This is a genomic window from Frankia sp. CcMO1 (assembly GCF_977945845.1).
Genome location: NZ_CDWTMG010000084.1, coordinates 1 through 17,480 on the forward strand (window position 1 = coordinate 1; position 17,480 = coordinate 17,480).

At 70.0% G+C, this 17,480-nt stretch carries 11 protein-coding genes and 1 pseudogene; 6 read left to right on the forward strand and 6 right to left on the reverse strand.

Annotation, left to right across the window (positions count from 1 at the left end):
* The first annotated feature begins 236 nt into the window (after positions 1–236).
* Both AC08OU_RS12305 and AC08OU_RS12310 read left to right on the forward strand, forming a co-directional pair.
* On the forward strand, positions 237–518 hold the full coding sequence (locus AC08OU_RS12305; protein WP_462187547.1) for a metal-sensitive transcriptional regulator: 282 nt from the start codon (positions 237–239) through the stop codon (positions 516–518).
* Between the two features lie 204 nt (positions 519–722).
* Complete coding sequence (locus AC08OU_RS12310) at positions 723–1,415, forward strand: alpha-ketoglutarate-dependent dioxygenase AlkB (protein WP_476601628.1); 693 nt, start codon at positions 723–725, stop codon at positions 1,413–1,415.
* 9 nt (positions 1,416–1,424) lie between these two features.
* On the opposite strand, the gene AC08OU_RS12315 is transcribed toward AC08OU_RS12310, so the two are convergent.
* The 3 genes and pseudogenes from AC08OU_RS12315 to AC08OU_RS12325 all read right to left on the reverse strand — a co-directional run bounded on the left by AC08OU_RS12315 (position 1,425) and on the right by AC08OU_RS12325 (position 8,433).
* Complete coding sequence (locus AC08OU_RS12315; protein WP_476601629.1) at positions 1,425–4,028, reverse strand: WD40 repeat domain-containing serine/threonine protein kinase; 2,604 nt, start codon at positions 4,026–4,028, stop codon at positions 1,425–1,427.
* Between the two features lie 303 nt (positions 4,029–4,331).
* Positions 4,332–4,902 (reverse strand): annotated as a pseudogene (locus AC08OU_RS12320) (response regulator).
* Between the two features lie 135 nt (positions 4,903–5,037).
* Positions 5,038–8,433 carry a hybrid sensor histidine kinase/response regulator gene (locus AC08OU_RS12325; RefSeq protein ID WP_476604911.1) on the reverse strand — a complete coding sequence of 1,132 codons (3,396 nt, stop codon included), beginning with the start codon at positions 8,431–8,433 and terminating at the stop codon, positions 5,038–5,040.
* Positions 8,434–8,605: 172 nt separating this feature from the next.
* Between AC08OU_RS12325 and AC08OU_RS12330 the strand changes: the two genes are divergently transcribed.
* Both AC08OU_RS12330 and AC08OU_RS12335 read left to right on the forward strand, forming a co-directional pair.
* Positions 8,606–10,855, forward strand: coding sequence for a SpoIIE family protein phosphatase (locus AC08OU_RS12330; RefSeq protein WP_476601401.1), 2,250 nt, complete (start codon positions 8,606–8,608; stop codon positions 10,853–10,855).
* 269 nt (positions 10,856–11,124) lie between these two features.
* Positions 11,125–11,955 (forward strand): ATP-binding protein, encoded by an 831-nt coding sequence (locus AC08OU_RS12335; protein ID WP_476601400.1) that lies wholly within the window; start codon positions 11,125–11,127, stop codon positions 11,953–11,955.
* A gap of 87 nt (positions 11,956–12,042) precedes the next feature.
* On the opposite strand, the gene AC08OU_RS12340 is transcribed toward AC08OU_RS12335, so the two are convergent.
* The 3 genes from AC08OU_RS12340 to AC08OU_RS12350 form a co-directional block, all read right to left on the reverse strand.
* Complete coding sequence (locus tag AC08OU_RS12340) at positions 12,043–12,327, reverse strand: hypothetical protein (protein WP_476601399.1); 285 nt, start codon at positions 12,325–12,327, stop codon at positions 12,043–12,045.
* A 293-nt stretch (positions 12,328–12,620) separates the two neighbouring features.
* On the reverse strand, positions 12,621–13,067 hold the full coding sequence (locus tag AC08OU_RS12345; protein ID WP_462187540.1) for a hypothetical protein: 447 nt from the start codon (positions 13,065–13,067) through the stop codon (positions 12,621–12,623).
* A gap of 362 nt (positions 13,068–13,429) precedes the next feature.
* On the reverse strand, positions 13,430–14,842 hold the full coding sequence (locus AC08OU_RS12350; protein WP_476601398.1) for a type III PLP-dependent enzyme domain-containing protein: 1,413 nt from the start codon (positions 14,840–14,842) through the stop codon (positions 13,430–13,432).
* Positions 14,843–15,521: 679 nt separating this feature from the next.
* Here AC08OU_RS12350 and AC08OU_RS12355 point away from each other — a divergent pair.
* Positions 15,522–16,514: an aminotransferase class III-fold pyridoxal phosphate-dependent enzyme gene (locus AC08OU_RS12355; RefSeq protein WP_476604912.1), complete on the forward strand. Its 993-nt coding sequence runs from the start codon at positions 15,522–15,524 to the stop codon at positions 16,512–16,514.
* A complete protein-coding gene (locus tag AC08OU_RS12360; protein ID WP_476601396.1) occupies positions 16,459–17,031 on the forward strand; it encodes an aminotransferase class III-fold pyridoxal phosphate-dependent enzyme in 573 nt (190 codons plus the stop codon). The genes AC08OU_RS12355 and AC08OU_RS12360 overlap by 56 nt, the downstream gene beginning before the upstream one ends.
* Positions 17,032–17,480 lie beyond the last annotated feature (449 nt).

Consider the following 17,480-nt stretch of genomic DNA (forward strand, 5'->3'; position numbering starts at 1 on the left):
ATTAGGCAGGACGTGGACGGGCAACCCGAACCTGTCCTGGAGGACCCGCGCCACTGATACCGCACGGGCGGAGAATTCTCACCCACGGTGATGATCGTGGGACCTGTCACCGCCGGGAGGAGCATCGGTTCGAATTCCAGTCAGCGGTTGGCGCCGCTATCTCACCGAATCCCGATCCGACGACCGGCACCGGCCCGGGTACCGTAGGGGGGTACCCGGACGGGAAGGCGCGATGGATGCACGGCTACACCAACACCAAGGACGATTACACCGCTCGGCTTCGCCGCATCGAAGGCCAGGTCCGGGGGCTACAGCGCATGATTGCCGAGGACAAGTACTGTATCGACATCCTCACCCAGGTCTCGGCGGCGACCCGGGCGTTGCAGTCGGTCGCCCTCGGGCTCCTCGAGGACCATCTGGCGCACTGCGTGACGCACGCCGCCGCCGAGGGCGGTCCGGTGGCCGACGAGAAGATCCGGGAGGCGTCGGCCGCGATCGCGCGGCTCGTTCGGTCCTGACCACGGCGGTTCCGGTGAAGGCGGTTCCGGTAAGACGACGGACATCGCTCTCGAGGTTCGTCGAGGTCCCGGGGTCGGGTGCTGCGCCGGTCATCCTCGCCTGTTCACCGTCACGGAATATGCCTCCTGGATCTCGCAGGTTACGCCAGATGCCGGCCCCGGACCGGGCCGTCCGGATGGCGTCGGCCGGGTAGCGTCGGCCGGGTGACGAGCGAGACCGACGGCACCGCGGTGCCCGCCGACGGTGCGGTCGACCGCACCGCGTCGGTGCAACGGATCTGGCTGGACGACCGGTCCTGGGCCGACGTCACGCGCGGATGGCTACGCGGCGCCGACCAGCTATACGAGACCCTGCATGCCGAGATCCCCTGGCGACAGGGAACCATGTGGCGTTACGAACGCCACGTCACCGAACCACGGATGAGCGCCTGGATCCCGCAGGGTCAGCCGGTCGCCTTTCCCGCCCTGCTCGACGCCTACCGGACCCTGCGGCGGACCTACGGCGTGGAGTTCGACGGCTTTGGCCTGTCGCTGTACCGGGACGGAGCCGACGGCGTCGCCTTCCACCGGGACCGCGAGATGCGCTGGCTCGACGACACGGTGATCGCCATCCTCACCCTCGGTGCCCGGCGACCGTTCCTGATCAAGTCCCGCCACCTGCCGCCCGGCCGACGGATCCTCGACGACCCGGAGGCATCCGGCGCTCGCGACCTCTCCCCGGCCGGCGGTGATCTGATCGTGCTGGGAGGTCGGGCCCAGGCCGACTGGCTGCACGCGGTGCCCAGGGTCCGGGAGCACGTCGCCGGACGCATCTCGGTCCAGTGGCGATGGACGTCCCGGACGGGCCGCCCGGAACAGGGCCCCGGTTACGGCGCCGCGCGCCACTTCTCGCGATAGCCGGCCGGGTCAGTCACAGGGCGGGTCGTAGCGCCGGTGACCGAGGTAGGTCCGCCACTGCTCCCGATTGATGCGGCCCTCGGCCCTGGCACAGATCTCGTCCTCGGCCGCGAGCAGGTCGAGCTGCCAGAGACGGACGGCGTCACCGGCCACGCCGGCGAGGACGCCCTCATGTCCCAGAAGTCCGAAGACCGTCGCCGTCGGCGCGGTGCCGACCGGCAGGGTGGCCGGCTGCACCGGCCGGGACGGTGAGCGCATGTCCCAGAGGGTCACCTGACCGGCCGGGGTACTGACAGCGAGGACCCGCCCGTCGGCGGAGAGCGCGATCGAACCGGCCTGGCCCGGTCGGCTCGCGATGGCGGTGAGGCGGTGCAGTCCCCGGGGGCTGTCCAGCCCATAGATCTCCGTCAACGAGCCGCCGTCGGAGGTACTCGCCACAGCGAGCCACCGGCCGTCCGGGCTGGCGAGGAGCTTGCGGACAGTGGCGGCCGCGGTCAGGTGGGCCCGGCGGCGCGGTTGCCCGGCAGCGGTCACATCCCAGACGGAGAGATGGCCTGCCCCCCCGACGGCGAGCGAGTCGCCGTCGGGCGTGAAGGCGAGGCTGGTGACCTCCGCCGGCTGGGGCAGTTCGGCGAGGGCGCGAGGATTCTGCGGGTGGCTGATGTCCCAGAGACGGACGACGCGATCGGCACCCGCCGAGGCCAGGGTCCGGCCATCCGCGCTCACCGCGACGCTCGCCACCGTACCCGTGTGTCCCCGCAGCTCGGCGAGCAGACTCACTCGCTGACCGATTTTGATCGCCGACTGAAGGTCACCGTCGTCCGTGAGCCCGGGCTGGGCCAGCCGCCATAACCGGATCACCCGGTCCGTCCCCGCCGTCACCATGGTCGTGGACGCCCGCACCCCCATGGCTGGACCGGATGCGGGTACCAGCGCGACGGCGAGCAGGCCCTTCACCATTGCCGCCGGGGCGATCCCGGCCGCGAGGGGGCTGCGATCTCCCGTGGCTGCGGCCACCGCGGGCAGGTCGGTAACGTGACGCACCCGGCCAGGACCGATGATGCTCCACACCGACCCGCCGAAGTCACCGATGATAATTAGATATCGACCATCCGGGGTGATCAGCAGATCGCGGATCGCTCCCGTCGCCGGCCCGATCTGCCGGACGCTCGCATTGACCAGCGCCTCCGCCGCGGCCGAGGTCGGAGCCGTGCGGTAGGCCGAGACGGCGAGTTGACCGGCGAGATCCGGTTCCCGGTCGAGAAGGCGCATCGCGCCACGGGCCGCCTCGCGCGACGTGGCCGCCGCGCTGCGCTCCCGCAGCGTATCGACGATCACAACGGTCGGGAGGACGAGCACCGAGGCCGCCACGCCAATCGAGAGCACGCGTCGGAGCCACCCGCGGTCCAGGTGATCCCGCGGTGACGATGATGACGATAAGGCGGAGACGTTCCCGGTTTTCTCCTGGACGTGGCTTGCGCGCGCGCTCGCGGCCGCGGTGGGCTGTGGGGCAGGCGCACCGGCCACGGGGGCCGACGGACCGGGAGACGACGGACGCATCCGCGGCTCTGCTCCGGTACGGACGGCGCTGAGGGCGACCGCGGCAGCCGGCGGGACGGCCGTGATCTCCGCGGCCGGCCCGGCCCCACGTACCGCCCTGGTCTCGAGCACGGCCTCGGTCTCAGTCGCGGCCTCGAGCACGATCTCGAGGCCGTGTATGGCACCGATGGCACGGGCAGCGAGGTCGCTCGTGCCTACGACCTCCGGTTTCGACTCGGACTCGGCCGCCCGCCTCGTCTGCACCGGGACCGGCGTCTCGATGACACCCGCAGGCAGGGCGAGACGCCGGGTGGGCTCGACCGCAGGCTCCGCCTCGCTGCTTCGTGTCGGATGGGCCACCAGCTGTTCGAGCAGTTCGGCCGCGGCCGGCCGGCGCTTCGGGTCCTTGCGCATCGCCGCCGCGACCAGCTCGCGCAGCTCCGGACTGAACACGGACAGGTCGGGTTCCGCGTAGACGGCCCGCTGCAGCAGGACCCGGGGCGTTCCGGCACCGAATGGCGGCCGGCCGGTCACGGCGAATAACAGCACGCTGCCCCAGGTAAAGACATCCGATGCGACGGTGGCGGTCTGTCCGAGAACCTGTTCGGGCGTTATGAACGCAAGTGTGCCGATACCGGACGGCGGTCCGCCCGGATTATTCATGCTTACCGCATTCATCGCTCGGAAGAGCCCGAAGTCAATCAGCCGCAGCCTCCGCTCGGAAAGAACCACATTGATAGGCTTCAGATCGCCGAGGAAAATTTCCGATTCGTGCAGTGCGGCCAGAGCCGTCGCCAGCCCGACGGCGAGCCGGTGGGTGTCCGGTCCGGACAACGCTCCGCCGTCGGCGACGGTTGCGGCGAGAGTCGGGGCGTCGATGAACTCCGCGACGACGTAGGGGGGGCGAGCGCCCGTGTCGAGGTCGAGGATGGCGGCGAGGCAGGACGGCGCCAACCGGCGGATGTTGTCGAGGTCGACGCGCAGGCGCCGACGGAACTCTGTGTCCCGCCCGAAGGGCGCGGTGATCGTCTTGACGAGGACCGGACGCGCCTCGCCGTTACGTGCAAGAAACACCGGTCCTGTCCTGGCGTCGACCAGCTTCCGTTCAACTGTATACGGACCGATAGTCTGGAGATCAGTCCCAGTGAGCCCAGGGAGGTTGCGCCGGGATATCGCCATATGACGAAACCTCCTACGACTACACAAACCGGCCGTGCCGGCACGGCGGCGGATCTGGTCGACAAATTCATGTTATCGGCGCGGGCCATGGGCCGGGCGCCCCCTTGTAGTGGTCGAGCAGCCGCACCCACGCCATCCCGCATAATGCTGGCGGGAGGCCGGCGCCCGCCGGCGGGCGCCGGCCGGCGCCGTGGACGATCAGGCGTTCGTCGGCCGAGCGAAGGGCTGCAACCGAGCGACGAGTCCGCGGACCTCGGCCCCGGCCGCCGCGAGGGTCTCCTCGGCGGAGCTGCGGCCGCTGCCCTCCAACAGGACGTCCAACGCGATCAGCCGCTCCGCGATCTCCGTCAGAGAATCAAAGTCGCGAACACGCTGGTGGACCAGCTCGGCCAGCCGCTCGTTCTTCTCGAACAGCTCGACGAAGACGCTGACCTTGGCCCGGAGCAACCAGGGGTCGAAAGGCTTCGCGATGTAGTCGACCGCGCGGACAGCGTAGCCGCGGAACGCGTGGTGCGGCTCGCGGTCGATCGCCGTCAGAAAGATGATCGGAGTGTCTCGGGTACGCCCCCGCTGCTTGATCCGGTGCGCTGTCTCGAAACCGTCCATCACCCGACGACGCCGTGACGAGATCCTGATCCAGCGAGGCGAGAATCGCCTCCAAGGCCATCAGGTTGTCCGCTCGATCGTCGACCAGCAGGATCTTGCTGCGGGGCCGTTCCGTGCTCGGCCCACCTTCGCCGTCGACGGAACCGCTGGTCCGCTCGGTCACCCGCCTGCCTCCTCCTTCCCGATCGCCCTACCGACCCGTGGTGGGCGTCGCCACCCCTCCACGATCACTGATCGCTCCCGACGGCATCTCACCGCCCCACCGATAGCCACCCGATGCGCACCATACGCGATCTGATCAATACAGATACGACCGCATCACCCCGAGGAGATGGTCCAGATCCACGGGCTTGGTGATGTAGTCGGTGGCCCCGGCGGTGATGCTCTTCTCCCGGTCTCCCGGCATGGCCTTGGCAGTCAGCACCAAGATCGGCAGATCCGCGAACGCCAGCATGTCACGGATCATCGAGGTCGTTTCATTGCCGTCCATGCCCGGCAACATCATATCCATCAGCACGAGGTGCACGGGCGGGGTGTCCTGCTGCAGCATACGGATCGCATCATGACCGTTGTCGGCGTAGAGGACCCGCATGCCGTACATCTCCAGCGCACTGGTGAGCGCGAAGACGTTGCGGACGTCGTCGTCGACGACCAGCACCGTGGCACCGACCAGGGGATCGGATCCTTCCGATCCCTCGGTCAGCGGGCGGCTGGCGGACTCGGTGGACTCGGTGAGGAACGGAGTCCCCACCGTGACGGGCTCGCTCGGCCGCCAGCCCGAGGTGAAGGCCGCCGAGCCATCCGCCGGCCCGCCGGCCGCGGCGGACCAGTGGGCGCTGCCGATTCCACCCGTGCCCCCGTGCCCGGCGGTTCCCCCCGCGCCGGACCCGGAACGGGTCGGGGACGAGGTCGGCGGGGACGAGGTCGGGGACGAGGTCGGGGACGAAGGTACGAGTGCCGTCGTGCCGAACCGGTCCGCGTCGGGGCTCTGCCATCCGTTCGCGGGCCCGGCATCGCGGCCGGCGGACGCGGGTCCGCCACCCGCTCCCGCGTCCACCCTCTCACCCGACCGCCGCCCGAGGTACTGGCCCGACGGATCGACGATCATGAGAACGTTGTCCGGCTCGCCCGGCGTGACCCCGAAGGACGGCATCTGCGCCGGCGGGGCCGACGGCAGGTAGAGGGTGAAGGTGCTCCCACGGCCGACCACGCTGGAGACCGCGATGGCGCCGCCCAGCAGGCGGGCGATCTCCTTGCTGATCGACAGGCCGAGCCCGGTGCCGCCGTAGCGACGCGACGTCGTGCCATCCGCCTGCTGGAACGCCTCGAAGATCATCCGAAGCTTCTCGGCGGCGACCCCGATTCCGGTGTCGGTGACCGCGAACGACAACACCGTGCCCGCGGAACACAGGCTCGGCGAGAGGAAGGGCAGATCCGACCGGGCGACGGTGACGTCGAGCCGGACGGTGCCGGTGTCGGTGAACTTCACCGCGTTCGACAGGAGGTTCTTCAGCACCTGCTGGAGGCGCTGCTCGTCGGTGACGAACTCGGCTGGCACGTCGGGAGCGAGGTTGACCTGGAATGACAGGCCCTTCTCCTCCGCCACGGGGCCGAAGACCCCGGCGACCGCGTCGCAGAGCGCCGCTGTGCGCACGGTGGTCGCATCGACGTTCATCTTCCCGGCGTCGACCTTCGACAGGTCCAGGATATCGTTGATCAACTCGAGCAGCTCGGAACCGGCGGAGTGGATCGTCTCGGCGAAGTCGATCTGCTTGCGGGAGAGGTTACGGTCCGGGTTGTCGGCCAGCAGCTTGGCGAGGATGAGCAGACTGTTGAGCGGCGTGCGCAGCTCGTGGCTCATGTTCGCCAGGAACTCCGACTTGTACTGCGACGACAGCGCCAGCTGCTCGGCCTTCTCCTCCAACCCGATGCGGGCCAGCTCGATCTCGTGGTTCTTCTCCTCGAGCAGCGCCGCCTTCTCCTCGAGCTCGTTGTTCGTCCGCTGCAGCTCGACCGACTGCGAACGCAGCTCCTGGGTGAGCCGCTGGGACTGGGCCAGCAGCTCCTCCGTCCGAGCGTTCGCCATGATCGTGTTCAGCACCACCCCGATGGTGTCGACGAGCTGGTCGACCAGGGTGAGGTGCAGCTCGGAGAACGGCGAGAACGAGGCCAGCTCGATGACGCCGAGCACCTGGTTCTCGAACACGACCGGCACGACGACCAGGTCGCACGGCGGCGCCTCGCCGAGTCCGCTACGGATGTTGAGGTAGCCGGCGGGTACGTGCTCGACCCGGATACGGTCGCGCTCCAGGGCCGCCTGCCCGATGAGTCCTTCGCCGAACAGGAAGGTGCCGTCCGAGCGACGCCGGGGCACCGAGCCGTAGCCGGCGACGTAGCGCAGCTTGTCACCCTCGATGAAGTCGAGCAGGTAGACCGTGCCCTGCTGGGCGTTGACCGCGGGCGCCATCTCACTGATGATCATCTGGCAGACTGCGTAGAGATCGCGCTGGCCCTGCATCTTGCTGCCGATCCGGGCCAGGTTGGACTTCAGCCAGTCCTGCTGGGCGTTGACCTCGGTGGTCTCGCGCAGTCGCGCGATCATCTGGTTGATGTTGTCCTTGAGCTCGGCGACCTCGCCCTCGGCCTCCACCGAGATGGACCGGGTCAGGTCACCGCGGGTCACCGCGGTGGAGACGTCGCCGATCGCCCGCAGCTGGATGGTCAGCGTGGACGCCAACTGGTTGACGTTGTCGGTGAGGTCCTTCCACGTTCCGGCGACTCCGGCTACGGTGGCCTGACCGCCGAGCTTACCCTCGACGCCGACCTCCCGGCCCACCCGGGTGATCTCCGCGGCGAACGAGGAGAGCTGGTCGACCATCGTGTTGACAGTGTCCTTCAGCTCAGCGATCTCACCCTGCGCGGTCACGGTGATCTTCTGGCTCAGGTCGCCGCGGGCCACCGCCGTGGTCACCAGCGCGATGTTGCGGACCTGGCTGGTCAGGTTGCCCGCCATCGAATTCACCGACTCGGTGAGGTCCCGCCATACCCCCGAGACGCCCTTGACCTTGGCCTGCCCGCCCAGGTTGCCCTCCGTGCCCACCTCGCGGGCGACCCGGGTCACCTCGTCCGCGAACGACGACAACTGGTCCACCATCGTGTTCACCGTGGTGCCGATCCGCAGGAACTCCCCACGCACCGGCTGGCCGGCGATCTCCAACGCCATGTGCTGGGACAGGTCCCCCTCGGCCACCGCCGCTATGACCCGCGCCACCTCGTGGGTCGGCCGGGCCAGGTCGTCGATGAGGGAATTCACCGCCTGCGTCATGTCGGACCAGCCGCCGGGGCTGCCCATGTCCTCCATCCGCAGGGTGAGCCGGCCGTCACGGCGGATCACCCTGCTGACCCGGGCCAACTCACGCGCGTGGCGCTCCTGGATGGCGGCCAGCTCGTCGAACTTGCGCACCACGTCACCGGCGTAGCCGTCCCGCGCCGCGAGGCGGGTCGAGAAGTCGCCCTCGCACAGGCGGGTCAGCCCGTGCAGGAGATCCGCGATCAGCTCGTCGGCGGCGGCCATCGGCGCCCGAGTGTCGTCCGCGAGAAGGGATGCATGGGGCACGATGGTCGCGGTAGCGTCACCGCCGGGTGCATCCAGATCATGACGAGCCGAGGGTTGCGGGTCGTATGCGGGGCTCATTGGTCTCCTACCTGAGCTCGGTCGACACGATCGTCCCGGATCCCGGGCCGGGCGGAGGACCCGGGTCAAGGGCGGTCTCCCACGGGCACCAGCGTGGGGCGGCGTCGGTGGACAGGTGACACCAGCCGCCAGTATCCGCCTCACGATGGACAACGCAGGAGAGACTGAGCACATGTATGGCGCAGCAGGGGGTGGGACGATGCCGGCGCGCGCCATCGCGTTGCCACCGACGCCCGACTCCCCCCGGGCCGCCCGGCGCTTCCTGCTCGAGGCGTTGCACGGGCGGCTGGACGACGACCTGTTGGACTCCGCGCTTCTGCTCGTCACCGAGCTGGTCACCAATGTCGTCGTGCACGCGGGCACCTCGGCCACCGTGGAGGTGCGCGCGGACGGTGACGGCGTGCGGGTCGGGGTCGCCGACCGGCATCCGGTCCGCATCGGCATGGCCCGGGTAAAGAAGGTCGGGGACGCCGACTTCGGCATCGACGGGCTGCGCGAGGACGGCCGCGGCCTCGCCCTCGTTGACGCGCTCGCGACGAGCTGGGGGACCGAGCACGGCCGCGGCGGCAAGACCGTCTGGTTCCGCCTGGGAACCGTCGGCGACGGCTCGCACACCCCGGCGGCGGGCGACGACGAGGCCGCCGGTGCCTCGTCGTCCGCGTCCTCGTCCTCGCCCGCTGTGGCTGTGACCAGTCCCGCGCCCCGCGCGGCCCCGGCCCCCGTGGTACCGGCGCGTCCGGTCCGGCTGATAGCCCGGGACACCGCCCGTGCTCTCACCGCCGAGGGCGAGGTCAGCGAACTGCTCGCGCAACTGGTGGACGCGCTCGCGGTAACCGCTGGGCTGGTGCGGCGTCCCGGGCGCGACGGCGGCCGGTTGGAGACCGTGGCCACGCTTGGGGCCGTCAGCTCGGTCACCGAGGCGCTCTCGTTCCCGCTGGATCCGACGCAGGAGAGCCTCGGCGAACTGCTGCTCTGGCCGGCGGCCGGCGGCCGCCCGAGTGGTTCGGGCGGCACCGGCGGTTCGGGCGGAGCGGAGGTCTCTGGCGAGGTCCGCTGGACGGATGCCGCCGCGGCGGCCGGGCTGGACGTGGAACGCATCCGCCTGACGACCCGATGGATGGCCCTGGCCCTCGGCGGCGGCGACATGCGACGCGCCGAGGAACGCCGCATCGGGATGCTGTCCTTCCTCGCCGAGGCGTCCGATCTGCTGGCGGGCAGCCTGGACCTGAGCCGCTCGCTGGCGCTGCTCGCGCGGTTGCCGGTCCCACGGTTGGCCCAGTGGTGCGCGGTGTACCTGCACCGGGAGAACGCCGATCCCGCCCTGTGGGCGGCGGCGCACGCGGAGGAGAATGCGGCGGGCGCCCTGACCGCTGCCGCGGTCGACCCGGACGGCCTGTTGATGGCGGCGGTGCGCTCCGCGAGCGGAGACCGGGTGCGTTCGCTGACCGCGCTCGGCGGACCGGCGCTCGTGATGGTACTGCGGGCCCGGCGGCGGGTACTCGGGGTGCTCGCGCTCGGCCGCCCCGAGGGCAACGCCTTCGCCGCGGACGAGATCGATCTACTCGCCGACCTCGCGCGCCGGGCCGCCTTCGCAGTCGACAACGCCCGGCTCTACAGCCGGCAGGTGGAACTGGCCGGCACGCTCCAGGCGGGTCTGCGCCCACCGGAGCTGCCGATGATCGAGGGACTGGATCTCGGTTCCGCCTATGGCGCCGCGCAGTCGGCGGGTCTCGACGTCGGCGGCGACTTCTTCGACCTGCTGTCGGGTCCGCTCGGCTGGACGATCGCCATCGGCGACGTCTGTGGCAAGGGTGCAGAGGCCGCCACCGTGACCGGGGTGGCCCGCGCCGTCCTGCGGCTGCTGACGGGCCGGGGTACGGAGCTCGGCGAGGTGCTGCTCGAGTTGAACCGGACCCTGCGCGACGCCACGTCGTCTCATCCGAACGGGCAGAGCCGGTTCTGCACCCTGGCCGCCGCCGCGATCATGGCGCCGGCCGGCGGACCCGCGGGGAGCGAGTCCGCCGACACCGGCACCGGCACCGGCACCGGCACCGGGATCCGACTGCGGCTGTTCCTCGCCGGCCATCCCCAGCCGGTGGTGCTGCACGCTGACGGGCACGCCTCGCTCGTCGGTCGCCCGGGAACCCTGCTCGGCGTCCTCGACGACGACGAGGTCTCGTTTCCGGGGTTCGAGATCGTCCTGCGCCCGGGCGAGTCACTGGTCTTCTACACCGACGGGGTGATCGAGGCCCGCAATGGCGGGAAGCTGCTCGGCGAGGACCGGCTCCTCGACGCGATCGGGGGGTGCGCGGGACTGTCAGCGCAGGGGATCGCGGATCGCGTCCTGGCCGCCGCCGAGCGGTTCGCCGGCGGCAACCTGCGCGACGACGTCGCGATCCTCGTGGCGCGCGTGCCCGGCTGACCGGCATGATGGGCGCTCCGGGCTACCTCCGAGGGCACCTCCGGTACGCCCGCGGGCGTACCGCGGGCCCCGGACCCCACGGGCACGAAGGCCCGGGCCCCACGGGCACGAAGGGCCCACGGAAGGGCCCACGGAGAGGAGACACCACCGGGCGCCGTGCCGGATGCCGTATCGGCATGGCCTCAAGAGGTGCGATCCGGAAACAGAGGCTTCAATCCCCACCCAGTGGGTAGAGCCACCTCGATATCCTCGCACAGGCTTGGTGGTCGATGAGCGCGTTTTCGGTCCCGATGGATGTGGTACGGCAGGCAACGTCCAGTTGCCCACCCGCAACCCACATACTCGCCGAGCTCCCCTATCTGCCCTCTGCCGTCCCGCAGGCCCGCAGGGTGCTCCGTGAGGGCATCCGGCTGGCGGACCTTCCCGAGGACGTGCGCGGCACCGCCGAGCTGCTCGTCAGTGAGCTCGTGACGAACGCGGTCAAGTACGGGCAGCCGCCGCTGTGGCTGCTCATCGAGATACGGCCCGGTCTGATCCACGCGTCCGTGTCGGACACCTCGACGGTCCTGCCGCAGCGGCGTGAGGCCGCGCCGGACGCCGAGGGCGGTCGCGGCCTGCTGGTTCTCGACACGTTGGCGGGCAGCTGGGGGACGGTGGCGGTCGAGTCAGGGAAGTACCTGTGGTTCGACCTGCCCGTGCCGGTTCTGCCGGCGCCGGTGATGGGTCGGCGGTCCACCTCCGTCCCCGAAGCCGACGGCGCGGCATCCCCGGACGCCGGGAACTCCTCGCTGCCCGAGGGGCCGTCGTCCGCCGACGGGTCGTCACCGACCGAACCCGCCGAACCCACCGAACCCACCGCCGTGACCCGCTCCGCCCCGGCGGCCCGGTGCTCCCCACCGATCCGCCCCCCGGCCGCATCCGCCTCCGCATCGGCCCTGCTGTCGTCCGCCTTTGGGATGTCCCCCTTCCCGGTCCTGTCGAGGCGGTCGAGATCGGACCGTGCCGGATCAGGCCGCACCGGAGCGGCACGCGCGGGTTGGGAGGCGGCCCGGCCAAACGACGCCAAGGCGGCCGTCACGATCATCACCAAGGGCCTCTGACGCCGTCACGTCATTCCCCACCCGGCCCTCCCCCGCAGCGGATGGGTCCGACATGGTCGGCGAATCACCTGATCATTGGTCAGCGGGTCAGCGGGTCAGCGCAGAAGGTCTGGTGGCGCCGGTAACCTTCTCGTACCGGTCGAGCGAAACGATGCTGACGACGTCGCCGGTGTGGGGGCGTGCAGCACCTGGTTGCCGCCGAGGTAGATGCCGACGTGCCCGGGGTTGTCGGGGGTGCCAGTTGTCGGGGGTGCCATCGGAACCGGCGGCGAAGAGCGGGTCGCCGGGTTGCCAGGCCGAGACGGGCGTCAACGGGATGCTCGGGCCGGATGCGCCGGCCGGGGCGCTCGCGGCGTCCAGGGCGGCGGTCATGGTGGGAACGCGGGCGAGGATCGCGGCGGCCGAGTTATGGGGAGCAAGGCACGGTCCAGGGACCGCAGACCGTGCTCAGGTCCCCCAAATTCGCCGGCCGGCTGCCGGCTCAGTGTCGCCTGTGCGGCGCTGTCGCCCCGGCGTCCATAGGCAGTGAGGCTTAGCGGCACCTTGATGTGATGCCATGGCAAAAGGGCGTGCGCTACTTGAAAAGCAATGCGACACCGGATCATGACGTCGCGTGACGTCACGATCGTCCGAGCGGGCCGCATCCCGCCACGGGCCACGTCCCGTCAGAGGACGGGCGTCCACCCCTGCCCGACGACGCACCGCCAGACGCGGCCACCCGAACCGGTCGAGCCCCCGAGGACGAGCTGGCCCGTGGTCACGCAGTCGGCGGGCTGCGGATCGGTGACGCTGATCCGCACCCAAGGATGCAGGATGTCGTTGCCCTGGTGGACGTTGAAGTTGTCCCCGAACACACCGGCGCCGCCGGCCTTGTTGACGGCGAAGATGGGTTGGTTCAGATGGTCGTAGACGATGAACAGCTGGCCGTTGGGCCCGCCCGTCGACTGGATACGAAGCCCCTCGGCACTCTGGTTGGTCGCCCGGAACACCCAGGGGTTGCCGGTGAAACTGCTCTGCGCGTATGCGTAACCACCGCCGCCAAGCAGCCCGCCGACGAGGGTCGCCGCGCCGAGCACGCTGATGGTCCTGAGACGATGTAGGTACGAAAACATGGGTCTTCTCCCCGATCGATACTCCCGGCCGTGTCCTGGTGTGACTCCCGATCGGCAGTCACGGCTGATCCGATAGGAATGCCACCCTAGATTGCTAGTTGTCTATTCATTGTGACAGAAGTCCTGCTTTTGACCAGCCGAACAGACCAGAACCACGGCACATCAGCCCCCGCCGTCCGCAATGTCCCATTTAGGCGCCAGACCGATAAACGGTACGCATCGTCCCATCAACAGATTGTCAATAATCTGAAAAATACGACTTGGATTAATATTTCCAAGAATGCCAGAAATAACTGCCATGGCGGCTGGAGCGATGAACTTAAACCTGGTGCTGAGGGAACATTCCTCTCCCGGGTATCCGATCAGCTCGACCGATCGGTGGGGAACGGAGCATGCCGCGTTCCCTGAAGCTCGACGCGCCGGGCTCGGGGGTGGCCAAGGAAATCCGGCAGCGCGAACTCGTAGCCGTACGCACCCGCCATGGGGAAGACGACGACGTCACCCGACCGCACCCGATCGACCGTGATGTCACGGGCGAGGGTGTCCTCCGGCGTGCACAGCTCCCCGACCATCGTCACCGGACGACCTTCGACCACCGCCTCCCGCGTGTCCTTCGGCTCCGGCGCCGGCCCACCGTTCCGGCCCGATCTCTCCACGACGGCGAAGTTATGGATGATCTCCCACGATGTCGGCAGCGCGAAATGATGAATTCCGCCACGCAGAATCACGAATTCCGTCCCGTAGGAATGTTTGACGTCGATCACTTCGGCGGCGTACCAGCCGGAGTCGGCCACCAGCATCCGCCCCGGCTCGAAGATTACCCGAGTTCCGTCCGGAACCGGCAACGAACTCAGTCCCTCACCAAATCGGATTAGGTCGAAGGGCCGGTCACCGCGCCGGTCCGGTTCGAACGGAACCCCGAATCCACCGCCCACGTCGACCATCCGCAGCTCGATCCCGGCCGCGGCAGCCGTCCGGGCGGCGAAATCGAGACACCACCGGACGTAGCCCAGATGGGCGGCGGCATCGAGATTGCCGGACACCGCGTGGACATGGAATCCGACGACGTCGATATGGGCCAGATCCGCCGCGAGTTCGAGCGCGGCGGGGACCTCCGTTTCGGGGATGCCAAACGCACTCGGCCGACCGCCCATCTGGAGGGAGCCTGCCAGTCCCACTCGGGCCGGGTTGACGCGCACCGCCGCCCGTACCCGACGGCCGAGTCGGGCGGCGACGGCGTCCAGGCGGCGCAGTTCACCGAAGCTCTCGACGTTGACGACGTCGACGTCGGCCGAGACCAGCGCGGTAAGCAGGGTCATCGATTTCCCCGGTCCGGAGGCGACCAGGTGGGGACGCCGAGCGGGGTCGACCCGGCCGTACGCTGCCTGCGCCAGGCGCACCTCGTGCGCGGAGGAGACCTCGAAACCGTCGATGCCCCGGCCGCTGGCGCCGGTCCTGGCGCCGGTCGGGGTGGCGCCCAGGCTGGAGTCACTCCGTTCCCGCCCCGACCGAGGGATGTCCGGACCGGGCCCACGCAACAGGGCGTCGAGTATCGGCGGAAAGCTGTTGGCCTTGACCGCGTAGCAGACCTCCGCCCACATGGACAGGCAGGCCCGCAGCGCCGCGGCGTTCCGCGCGGCCGCCGCCGGGTCGTAAAAGTAGGCACTGACCTCTCCGGCGCCAGCCGGCCAGTCACGCACCGCGGTCAACACCGGGCGGGGGAGGCTTTCGGCGGGCAGGGCGCGCAGCGGCGCGGCCGAGGGCGGCAGGTCCACCAGATCGACTCCTCACTCCATCAGTCGTCCGAGACTCCCTCAGGCGCCCGAGCTCAGCCGCGTCGTCCGCCAGGGACAGGACAACCCACTCTGCCGCCAGGCGCACAGGAGCGATGGCGTGTGCCGCGGGCTGCCGAGCGCGGACGCATAGTCCAGACGGGTGGTCTCGGATGGGTGGTCTCGGATGGGTCGTCTCGGATGGGTGGTCTCCATCTGGACCCGACTCTGTCGGCTAGCCCGATGGTGGGGCGACGAAACACGGATCGGATCCGCAAACGGTGCCTGATACCTCACACGGACCGCCTCCGGCTTCCGTGCCGCCGGACGATCGCGGGACGTTCGTCACCGCCATAACCGGTTGTCTGATCCGGATCGACGGGCGTGTAGTGGACATGCCGCAAACACCACAGCCTGAGGCCGATGTTTCTGCCGCAACCCGACTCCCCCGGACGGACTATGAAGAGACCACCAAATCTGCTTGGCGCCACCATAACCTTGCGCGGAGCAACCATGGTGCGACTGGCTTAGGTTAGGCTTCCCTCAATCAGCCTGCGCGAAAGGGAGTCGCCCGCGATGACGGTTTCCGCTCGTGACGCCGCCGCCGGCGGCCCAGCCGGCCGTACGGCGCCCTCCGCGGCCGTGCCTTCCGTAACCACGAGAGCCGCGACGACGCCCCCCCGTGACCGCACCCCCCGTGACTACGACCCCCGTCGCCGCCAGGTCCACGCCCGCAGCCCCCGCCACCGCGGGTCCCACGTCCGCACCCACGGGTGCCGCGAACCCGGCCATGATCCTCGCGCGTCAGCGTCAGCGCGAATCGGCGGCACGGACCTATGCGCGGACCCTCCCGATCGTGCCTGTCCGGGCGTCCGGAACCATGGTTCTCGGCGCGGATGGCCGCCGCTACCTGGACTGCCTGGCCGGCGCCGGAACGCTTGCACTGGGACACAACCATCCGGTGGTGACCGAGGCGATCACGTCGATGCTCACCCGAGGGGCCCCCTTGCACACGCTCGACCTCGCCACCCCCGAGAAGGACGCCTTCACCGATGAACTCCGTGGCTGCCTGCCGGCCGGCATGGGGAGCGATGTGAAGCTGCACTTCTGCGGCCCGAGCGGCGCCGACGCGGTCGAGGCGGCCATCAAGCTCGCGCAGACGGTGACGGGCAACCAGACCATCCTCGCGTTCACCGGTGGATACCACGGGATGACGGCGGGCGCCCTGGCCGTGACCGGGAACGTCGCCGTCAAAGATCCTCTGCCGCCGTCGACATCCGTCGTACGGCTGCCGTTCCCCTTCCCCTACCGGTGCCCGTTCGGGGTGGGGTCTGGTCGCGCCCCCGGTCCGGACGGTGCCGAGCTGTCCGCCCGCTACATCGAACGTCTCCTCGATGACCCCGCCGGAGGGGTCGTCAGGCCGGCGGCACTGATCGTAGAACCGGTTCAGGGCGAGGGCGGGGTGATTCCCGCGCCCGACGGCTGGCTCCGCGCCGTCCGCGAGATCACCCGTCGCCGCGGCATCCCACTGATCCTGGACGAGGTCCAAACGGGAGTCGGTCGCACCGGGAAGTACTGGGCCGCGCAGCACAGCGGTATCACCCCCCGACATCATCGTCATGTCCAAGGCGATCGGCGGCGGGCTGCCACTGGCCGTCATCGCCTACCGGTCTGAGCTGGACACCTGGGCGCCCGGGGCACATACCGGCACCTTCCGTGGAAACCAGCTGGCGATGGCCGCAGGCCACGCCACGCTGCGCCTGGTGCGGGAGGACCGTCTCGACGAACGCGCCGCCCGGCTCGGCACGCGCCTACTCACCGGCCTGGCGGAGATCGCCCGGGACCGGCCGCAGGTGGGCGACGTGCGCAGCCGCGGGCTGATGCTCGGCGCCGAGATGGTCGATCCGACCGCAGCCCCCGACCTCGTCGGCGCGCACCCCGCCGACCCGCAGCTCGCCGGTCTGGTACGGGCCGAATGTCTGCGCTGCGGCCTGATCATCGAGCTCGGTGGGCGGCACGGCGCGGTCGCCCGGCTGTTGCCACCACTGATCCTCAGCGATGAGGAGGGCGATCGCGTCCTCACAATCCTCGCCGACGCCATCGATGCCGCCGTCCGCAGGCTCTCCGTCCACGCGGCCTTGGGACACCCACCCGCCGATCAGGCACCCGTCGGGTTCGGATCCGTCGGATGATCCCCCCGCGCAGCCCTGACACACCTGTCGCCACCGCGCCAGCCGGAGAGCCCACGCCAGCCGGGAAGCCCACGCCGGCGGAGGAACGGGGGCGGAGGAATGGGGGGCCCACGGACGGTCCGCGGATGCGGGAGGTCCCTATTCTCCCGGGGCTACGGCCAATGGTCGATCTCGCGTTGGCCGCCCTCGACGATGGCCGCCGGATCCGCGGCGGCCCGCTGCCCGCCGGTGGTCCACCGGTGGTGCGCGCCATGACCAGGGCTGCCCTCGGCCTGACTCCGGCCGATCCGATTCCGGCCGATCCGACCCCCCGGACGGTACAGGGACCCTGCTACCGAGGGCCGGAATCGGCCCGTCGGCCACGCTGACCGGCCTGGTCGAAGCCCTGGCCGCCGGTTCCGCGGACCCGGCGGACCCATGGTGCGCCGCCCATCTGCACTGGATCTGGA

What these genes read in the sequence shown, in the direction of transcription:
- AC08OU_RS12305 (WP_462187547.1), top strand. Translation starts at nt 237, where the DNA reads ATGCACGGCTACACCAACACCAAGGACGATTACACCGCTCGGCTTCGC.
- AC08OU_RS12325 (WP_476604911.1), bottom strand. Translation starts at nt 8,433, where the DNA reads ATGAGCCCCGCATACGACCCGCAACCCTCGGCTCGTCATGATCTGGAT.
- AC08OU_RS12330 (WP_476601401.1), top strand. Translation starts at nt 8,606, where the DNA reads ATGTATGGCGCAGCAGGGGGTGGGACGATGCCGGCGCGCGCCATCGCG.
- AC08OU_RS12335 (WP_476601400.1), top strand. Translation starts at nt 11,125, where the DNA reads ATGAGCGCGTTTTCGGTCCCGATGGATGTGGTACGGCAGGCAACGTCC.
- AC08OU_RS12340 (WP_476601399.1), bottom strand. Translation starts at nt 12,327, where the DNA reads ATGACCGCCGCCCTGGACGCCGCGAGCGCCCCGGCCGGCGCATCCGGC.
- AC08OU_RS12345 (WP_462187540.1), bottom strand. Translation starts at nt 13,067, where the DNA reads ATGTTTTCGTACCTACATCGTCTCAGGACCATCAGCGTGCTCGGCGCG.
- AC08OU_RS12360 (WP_476601396.1), top strand. Translation starts at nt 16,459, where the DNA reads ATGTCCAAGGCGATCGGCGGCGGGCTGCCACTGGCCGTCATCGCCTAC.